Source organism: Kordia sp., assembly GCF_045105435.1.
Lineage (GTDB): Bacteria > Bacteroidota > Bacteroidia > Flavobacteriales > Flavobacteriaceae > Kordia.
Window position 1 is genome coordinate 1 of sequence record NZ_JBGCDL010000141.1, and the last position, 7,740, is coordinate 7,740.

The window sequence follows — 7,740 nt, forward strand, 5'->3', positions numbered from 1 at the left end:
CTAAACCATGTGCTGAACTTGATTCAGTATTGATTCGGTTTCTCATAATCATTGAAAACTAATACAATGAGATTCTGAATCACATTTCGACTTCGCTCAATATTCGTTCAGAATGACGTTTACAAACACTTTTTTAAACAACCTTTTATAGTTTATAGCAATCGGTGTTTGCGTGCTTTTTCAACAGCTTCTATTTTGTTATGCACTTGAAGTTTTCTGTATATATTTTCAATATGTTTCCGAATGGTGGAAGGTGCAATAAATAGCTTTTCTGCGATTACTTGATACCCAAAACCTTTGCTCAATTGTTCTAAGACTTCTTTTTCGCGCTTGCTGAGTTGTATATCTGAGTTTTCAACATATTGCGGAACTTTTACCGTTTGCAATATTTTTAATGTTTTCATGGCAATACTTGGTGTCATGGTTGCGCCACCGTTCATTACATCCAGAATTCCTTTGTGTAATTCGTCTGCCGTAGCTTCTTTTAATAAATAACCATTTGCGCCCGATTGAATGGATTGTAAAATATTGTCATCGTCATCAAATACGGTAATCATTACGATTTTGATGGCTGGAAAACGTTTTTTTATGATTTGCGTCGCTTCAATACCATTTCTATTTGGCATTTTTATGTCCATTAGAATCAAATCGATTTCTTGATTCTTTTCAATCTTTTCAACGATTTCTTTCCCATCACGGGCACGAAATATATACTGCAAATCTTCCGCAAAGAATGATAGTTTTTCAATTAAAGCATTGGCTAAAAAAGTATTATCTTCTGCAATAGCAATTTTGTAATTCATATTCGTTCCGTTAGATGGTTTTTGTAACCGTTTTATCAATTGTCAATTTTACAGTAGTTCCCGTATCTTTCTGAGAAATAACATTCAATTTCCCATATATTTCTTCTGCACGAAGTTGCATATTCTCCAGTCCGTTTCCTTCTATTTCTTCTGTAGTATCAAATCCATTTCCATTATCAACAATAGACAATACATACTGTTCGCTTGTTTCTTTTAAATGAACAGTAATTTCCTTAGCGTCTGCATGTTTTATCGCATTGTTAATTGCTTCTTGCATGATTCTAAAAATATTAATCCCAACTAGTGATGAAAACGTAGTTGTTTCTGGAACTTCATTTGTAAATTCAATTTCAGCTCCGGTTAATACTTTGGCTTGCCCGATATGATTCATCATGCGCAATTCCAAATCTTCAAAATGGATAGCGTCTTTATTCATTGCCCAAATCGTATCTCGCAACTGATTGATGGTATTTCGTGTAAAGAAATTAATGTTTGACAAACGCTCTAAAAAAGCTGGGTTTGCGTCTTTTAATCCATATTTTAAATTATCAATAGACGAAATAATAAAGGTTAATTGCGAACCAATATTATCATGCAAATCGCGCGAAATCTTTAAACGCTGTTCGTGCAACTTATTCTGCGTTTCTACTTTTAGTAAGGCATCTTTCAATTCATTTTCCTTCTGTAATTGTTTATTTTTCAGCTTTTGCTGATTGTACACTAAATAACCCAACGCTAGTAGTACCAAAACGCCTGCTATCATTCCGTAAATAGTGGTGTTTTTTTGAGAGATACTTGCGTTTTTCTCAGCAATTTCGGCACGTTGCACTAATATTTCTTTCTCTTTTTCGGCAGATTGATATTTTTCAAAAATCGCATTCGTTGCAATGGTTTCTTTGTTTTTTTGAATGGTATCCTGCAATTTGATCGTTTCTTGATAGTACAAAGATGCATTTTGATGATCGCCCAATTCTCTGTACGCATTCGCCATTCGTTTAACGGCTTTACTTTTAATCATCACTTGCGAATCGTCTATATTTTCAAGCGCAATTGTATACGCATCAATAGCAGCTTTGTATTTTCCTTGATCGTAATACGCGATGCCCAATAACTGAATGTTCTTAGCTCGATGTTTTCGTGCGTTAAAACGTTGGTAAATTTCATCTGCTTTCTTTAAATAATACACCGCAGAATCGTTCTGTTTCAATTGCTGATAGGTTTTCCCTAAACTGTTGTAACTCGTAGCCAATCCTTTGATATCATTGACTTTCGTTTTAGTTACAATCGATTTTTGCGCATAATACACACAGGAATCCAATTGTTTCAATGCTGAAAAATTCATAACCATATTGTTGTACGAAGCACCAATTCCGTAAGTATCATTAATTTCTTTTCGAATTGCTAAACCACGTTTTTGATAGGTATTTGCTTCCTTATGTCGTTTTAGTTTAGAAAGCAACAAACCTATATTATTCAAACTATTAGCTTGTCCTCTTTGCTGTCCGAGATCTTTGAATATTTCATACGAACTCAAATAATAATCCATGGCAGTTTTATAATCTTCTTTTCCCCAATAAATAAGTCCTTTGTTATTATATATTGAAGCCATTGCATCTTTGTCTGCTTCCTTTTTCGCAATCGCGTATGCGTTATCATACAAAATGAGCGAACTATCTTTTTTACCAATAATATCGTAGTAAATTCCTTTTCTAATGAACGAGCGCGTTTTTAAATAAAGATCATTAATTGCTTCACTTTTTTGAATCGCTATTTCGGAAAGTTTCCTGGAAATTTCAGGTTTGGAATACGCGTATTTAAAAAATACCTTATGTAAATATTGCACGCGTGTAGAGTCGTTTTCCATTGCTTGTGCAACTTTTCCAATACTATCAATAATTGCTTGATTGGTTTGCGCAGTTACTTGCAAAAACAGGAATAGCGTGATTATTGGTACAATTCTTTTGGTGAATGTATTCATTGGTTCGTCATTAGTTAGACAATCGGAAATTAAGGTACAGGCTTTTAAGTACAATTCCAAAAAATGATTAAAAACCCTACATAAATCATCTTACCACAAATATCTAACGATTTCACTTTTTAAAGAATACGGCAACTGTCGTATTTTTTATAAAAACCAGCTTTTAATTGTACAAACTAACATTTTTTTTCAAGAATCAGTACGTACAATTTACTATGTTTCAACATCTTAAAACCTACCATAAGTAGTTCCTATGGATTGATAGGAAAATCAAATTTTCTTTGGTAAAATCTCCTTACTACTTATCTATATTTGCAGCCGTTAATAACACAAATTTAAACACATAATAATATGGCTATAGTAGGAAAAAAATTCCCAAACTTGAACGTTGATGCAATGAACGAAATGGGAGATACTTTCAAATTAAACATTTTAGACGAAGCAGTAAACAACAAGAAAAAAGTATTGTTATTCTGGTACCCAAAAGATTTCACTTTTGTTTGTCCAACAGAATTACACGCATTTCAAGCTGCTTTAGGTGAATTTGAAAAAAGAAACACCATTGTAATTGGCGCTTCTTGTGATACTCCAGAAGTACACTTTGCTTGGTTAAACACTGAAAAAGATAATGGAGGAATTGAAGGTGTAACCTATCCTTTAGTTGCAGATACGAACCGTAACTTATCTAGCATCTTAGGCATTTTAGATATTACAAACGAAGTATATGACGAAGAAACTGGAACGGTACAAGTAGAAGGTGACAACGTAACATACAGAGCTACGTATTTAATTGACGAAGAAGGAACTGTTTTCCATGAAGGAATCAACCACATGCCTGTAGGTAGAAATGTAAACGAATATATCCGTTTGATCGATGCATACACACATGTTCAAGAAAAAGGAGAAGTTTGTCCAGCTAACTGGGAAGAAGGAAAAGAAGCAATGAATGCTGATAGAAACGGAGTTGCTGAATATTTAGCTGCAAACGTATAAATTATAAAAGATGGTTCAAGAATTAAATCAAGATAATTTGCAAGAATTGGTTGCCAACAATGATACAGTTGTCGTACAATATTCTGCTACTTGGTGCGGTAACTGTCGCATTATGAAACCAAAAGTAAAAAAACTAGCGCGTGAGTTAGAAGGAATCACTTTTGTAATTGCGGATGCGGAAAAATTTCCAGCATCAAGACAGTTAGCTACTGTAGACAATTTACCAACATTCGCTACTTTTAAAAATGGCACATTTGTAAATCAAGTGCAAACCAACAAATTTGACGTTTTAAAAGAACTCGTTGAAGAAGTTGCTTAATTAATAGAATACTATTACCGCTTTGGCGGAAATAACAAAAACACGTTTTTTAATGAAATTACCTGTAATCAAACACTTAACAAAGTTTATTGCCGAAAATGACGAGGACTATGTTATTGAAACTATTGACACGTTAGAAGCACTTACTGAAGTTCCATCGTTAAAAGATGAAGAACTCGATGTTATTGGCGAATTAATTTCCAACATGTACGGCGCTATTGAAGTACATAAAATGGAAAAAGAAGGAATGCCAAGAAAAGAAGCGCTGAATAGTTTTATGCAACGTGTTATGGGTTCTATTGATAAGTAATATAATTGTACAAAACTAAAAAGGTCACTTCAATTGAAGTGACCTTTTTTAATTTAATTCATTCTTCTTTGCAACCTTACGAACCTAAAGCTAAACCTTAAACCAAAGGGCTTGTAGCTTACTCAAGTTCCACCTCGGTGTTCACTTTTGTTTTTATTTCTCCTCCATAAATCATTTGAGAATTTTGAATTTCATGTGTTTTAAGTTTTTCTAACATACTAATTTAGTTTTAATATTAATAACTTAAATATAAGAATTAAAGACCAAATTGATTATTAAAATTAGACAATTAACATGAGTTTAATGTTTGTACTTCAAAATATTTCACAAAAAAAGAGCAGTCTTTTCAGACCACTCTTTTTTTCATTATTTAATGTATGTTAATTACACATCAAATCTATCTAAGTTCATTACTTTCGTCCAAGCAGTTGCAAAGTCGTGTACAAACTTTTCTTTAGCATCGTCACAAGCATATACTTCTGCAATGGCTCTTAATTCTGTATTTGATCCGAAAATTAAATCGACACGTGATCCCATAAACTTAATTCGTCCAGATCTTCTATCGCGTCCTTCAAACACTTGATCGTCATCAGAAGTCGCTTTCCAAGTATTGGCAAAGTCTAATATATTTACAAAGAAATCATTTGTCAAGCTTCCTACTGTATCTGTAAATACGCCGTGATTAGATCCGTTGTAATTCGCGCCAAGCACACGCAATCCACCAACTAAAACTGTCATTTCTGGAATAGACAATGTCAATAAGTTCGCCCTATCTACCAATGCGTCTTCTCCTGCCGTTTTTAAACCAGATTTCATATAATTTCTAAAACCATCTGCAAGCGGTTTTAAATTATTGAATGATTCTATATCTGTTTGTTCTTGTGAAGCGTCTCCTCTACCTTGTGTAAAAGGAACAGAAATACTTACTCCTGCATTTTTAGCTGCTTCTTCAACACCTACATTTCCAGCAAATACAATTAAATCTGCCATAGAAACCGTTCCGCTAAAATCATTTTGAATTCCTTCAAGCACACTTAATACTTTCCCTAATTCTACAGGATTGTTTACTTCCCAACTTCTTTGTGGTTCTAAACGAATACGTGCTCCATTTGCGCCTCCACGCATGTCCGATCCTCTAAATGTTGCAGCTGAAGACCAAGCTGTTTTTACCAATTGTGAAACTGTTAAAGCTGAACCTAAAATTAATTTTCTTAATTCTGTAAGATCTGAATCGCTCAATGTATAATTTACTGTCGGAATTGGATCTTGCCAAATCAATTCTTCTTTTGGCACTTCTGGACCTAAATAACGGCCTATTGGCCCCATATCACGGTGTGTTAATTTGTACCATGCGCGTGCAAATGCATCTTCAAAGGCAGCATGATCTTCATGGAAACGCTGAGATATTTTTAAATACGCAGGATCTTTTTTCAAAGCCATATCTGCCGTAGTCATCATCAATGCTTGACGCGCATTTGCATCACCAGCTGTTGGCGCCGTTCGTGCATTTGACGCTGCGGTTGGAGTCCATTGATGTGCGCCAGCAGGGCTTTTTGTCAATTCCCAATCGTAGTTCAATAACACATCAAAATAATCCGCATCCCATTGTATTGGATTTGGCGTCCATGGACCTTCAATTCCACTTGTAATTGTATCGTTTAACACTCCTGATTTAAAAGTATTTTTCCATCCAGTACTCATTTCTTCTATAGAAGCTCCGTGTGGTTCAACACCAACATATTCTCCTGGATCGGCAGCTCCATGCGCTTTTCCAAACGTATGTCCACCAGCAACCAAAGCAACAGTTTCTTCATCATTCATTGCCATTCTCTTAAACGTCACTCGAATATCATGTGCCGATTTTAACGGATCTGGTTCTCCATTTGGTCCTTCAGGATTCACATAAATAAGTCCCATGTGTACCGCTCCTAAATGATCTTCTAGTTCGCCCGTTTCGTAGCGTTGTTCATTTCCGAGCCATTCATTTTCCATTCCCCAGTAAATATCTTGTTCTGGTTCCCAAACATCTTCTCTTCCACCAGCAAAACCAAACGTTTTAAAGCCCATAGATTCTAAAGCGCAGTTTCCTGCAAGAATCATTAAATCGGCCCAAGAAATTTTACGTCCATATTTTTGCTTTACAGGCCACAATAACAAACGTGCTTTATCTAAATTTCCATTATCTGGCCAACTATTTAGTGGTGCAAAACGATGTGTTCCTGTTCCTGCGCCTCCACGTCCATCTCCTACTCTATAGGTTCCGGCACTGTGCCAAGCCATACGAATCATAAAACCTCCGTAATGTCCATAATCAGCAGGCCACCAATCTTGTGAATCAGTCATTAAATTGATTACATCTTTCTTTAATTCAGCATAATCAATACTGCTAAATGCTGCTGCATAGTCGAAATCGTCTCCCATTGGATCTGATTTCCCTGCATGTTGACGTAAAATATTTAGTTTTAATTCGTTTGGCCACCAATCTCTATTTGTAGTACCGCCGCCGGCTATTTTTTTTGTAGTTCCATGCCCAAATGGACACTTAGCTTCGTCGCTCATAATTTTTTGGATGTTTGATTAATTTATAGTGTGTTTTTTAAGTTTTCTAAAATTAGGTAATAATATCCACAATACTAATAAAACAAATTGATTGTTTTTATTTTATGATAGATTTTTACTATATATAAGTTCTTAAAAAATTAACGATTATTTACGATTTTTGGAATAGAAAATAGCTATTTTTAGAGCTTATAAAAACAAAACAACCATGGCAACAGTAACCTTACAAGGAAACGAATTTCATACTTCTGGAAGCTTACCAGAAGTTGGGGCAAAAGCTCCTGATTTTGCATTAACTGCAAGTGACTTATCTACAAAAACATTAGCTGATTATAAAGGCTCAAAAGTAGTTTTAAATATTTTTCCTAGTATTGATACGGGAACATGTGCAACTTCTGTTAGAACGTTTAACAAAGAGGCTGGCGAATTAGACAATACAAAAGTAATTTGTGTTTCGCACGATTTACCGTTTGCACAAGCACGTTTTTGTGGTGCAGAAGGTTTAGAGAATGTTGTAAACCTTTCTGATTACAAAAACGGAAGTTTTGGAAAAGATTATGGTTTAAATTTCGTTGATGGACCATTGGAAACATTACATTCACGTGCTGTCGTTGTGATTGACGAGAACGGAACGGTAAAACATGCAGAACAAGTTGCAGAAATTGTAGACGAACCTAATTATAAAGCTGCTTTGGAAGCATTATTAGATGATTAAATTCATTAAAGGAAGAATAAAAGGAGTCGGATATGCGTTTAAAGGCGCATATCTGCTCATTAC

General features: G+C 34.8%; 7 protein-coding genes. 4 read left to right on the forward strand and 3 right to left on the reverse strand.

Translation table 11 applies throughout. From position 1 onward, the window contains the following. Nucleotides 1–152 precede the first annotated feature (152 nt). Both AB8B65_RS07435 and AB8B65_RS07440 read right to left on the reverse strand, forming a co-directional pair. The gene (locus AB8B65_RS07435; RefSeq protein ID WP_405300249.1) at nucleotides 153–842 is read right to left on the reverse strand and encodes a response regulator; all 690 of its coding nucleotides are present in this window, start codon (nucleotides 840–842) and stop codon (nucleotides 153–155) included. Beyond that, on the reverse strand, nucleotides 814–2,781 hold the full coding sequence (locus AB8B65_RS07440; protein ID WP_405300250.1) for a tetratricopeptide repeat protein: 1,968 nt from the start codon (nucleotides 2,779–2,781) through the stop codon (nucleotides 814–816). Before AB8B65_RS07440 ends, AB8B65_RS07435 begins: the two co-directional genes overlap by 29 nt. A 351-nt stretch (nucleotides 2,782–3,132) precedes the next feature. Between AB8B65_RS07440 and AB8B65_RS07445 the strand changes: the two genes are divergently transcribed. From AB8B65_RS07445 to AB8B65_RS07455, 3 genes are read left to right on the forward strand one after another with little or no spacing between them, the layout of a single operon-like run. Then, the gene (locus tag AB8B65_RS07445; protein WP_405300251.1) at nucleotides 3,133–3,774 is read left to right on the forward strand and encodes a peroxiredoxin; all 642 of its coding nucleotides are present in this window, start codon (nucleotides 3,133–3,135) and stop codon (nucleotides 3,772–3,774) included. A 10-nt stretch (nucleotides 3,775–3,784) separates the two neighbouring features. Then, entirely contained in the window at nucleotides 3,785–4,093 is a 309-nt protein-coding gene (locus tag AB8B65_RS07450) for a thioredoxin family protein (RefSeq protein WP_405300252.1), read from the forward strand. A 52-nt stretch (nucleotides 4,094–4,145) separates the two neighbouring features. Beyond that, entirely contained in the window at nucleotides 4,146–4,403 is a 258-nt protein-coding gene (locus tag AB8B65_RS07455) for a DUF6952 family protein (protein WP_405300253.1), read from the forward strand. Between the two features lie 384 nt (nucleotides 4,404–4,787). On the opposite strand, the gene katG is transcribed toward AB8B65_RS07455, so the two are convergent. Continuing rightward, nucleotides 4,788–6,962, reverse strand: a complete 2,175-nt coding sequence (gene katG / locus AB8B65_RS07460; protein WP_405300254.1) for a catalase/peroxidase HPI — start codon at nucleotides 6,960–6,962, stop codon at nucleotides 4,788–4,790. A gap of 208 nt (nucleotides 6,963–7,170) precedes the next feature. Between katG and tpx the strand changes: the two genes are divergently transcribed. Then, the gene (tpx, locus tag AB8B65_RS07465; protein ID WP_405300255.1) at nucleotides 7,171–7,677 is read left to right on the forward strand and encodes a thiol peroxidase; all 507 of its coding nucleotides are present in this window, start codon (nucleotides 7,171–7,173) and stop codon (nucleotides 7,675–7,677) included. Nucleotides 7,678–7,740 lie beyond the last annotated feature (63 nt).

Bases quoted from the DNA above. Each gene is read 5' to 3' on its own strand.
- AB8B65_RS07440 (WP_405300250.1), bottom strand. From the start codon at position 2,781: ATGAATACATTCACCAAAAGAATTGTACCAATAATCACGCTATTCCTG.
- AB8B65_RS07445 (WP_405300251.1), top strand. From the start codon at position 3,133: ATGGCTATAGTAGGAAAAAAATTCCCAAACTTGAACGTTGATGCAATG.
- AB8B65_RS07450 (WP_405300252.1), top strand. From the start codon at position 3,785: ATGGTTCAAGAATTAAATCAAGATAATTTGCAAGAATTGGTTGCCAAC.
- AB8B65_RS07455 (WP_405300253.1), top strand. From the start codon at position 4,146: ATGAAATTACCTGTAATCAAACACTTAACAAAGTTTATTGCCGAAAAT.
- katG (WP_405300254.1), bottom strand. From the start codon at position 6,962: ATGAGCGACGAAGCTAAGTGTCCATTTGGGCATGGAACTACAAAAAAA.
- tpx (WP_405300255.1), top strand. From the start codon at position 7,171: ATGGCAACAGTAACCTTACAAGGAAACGAATTTCATACTTCTGGAAGC.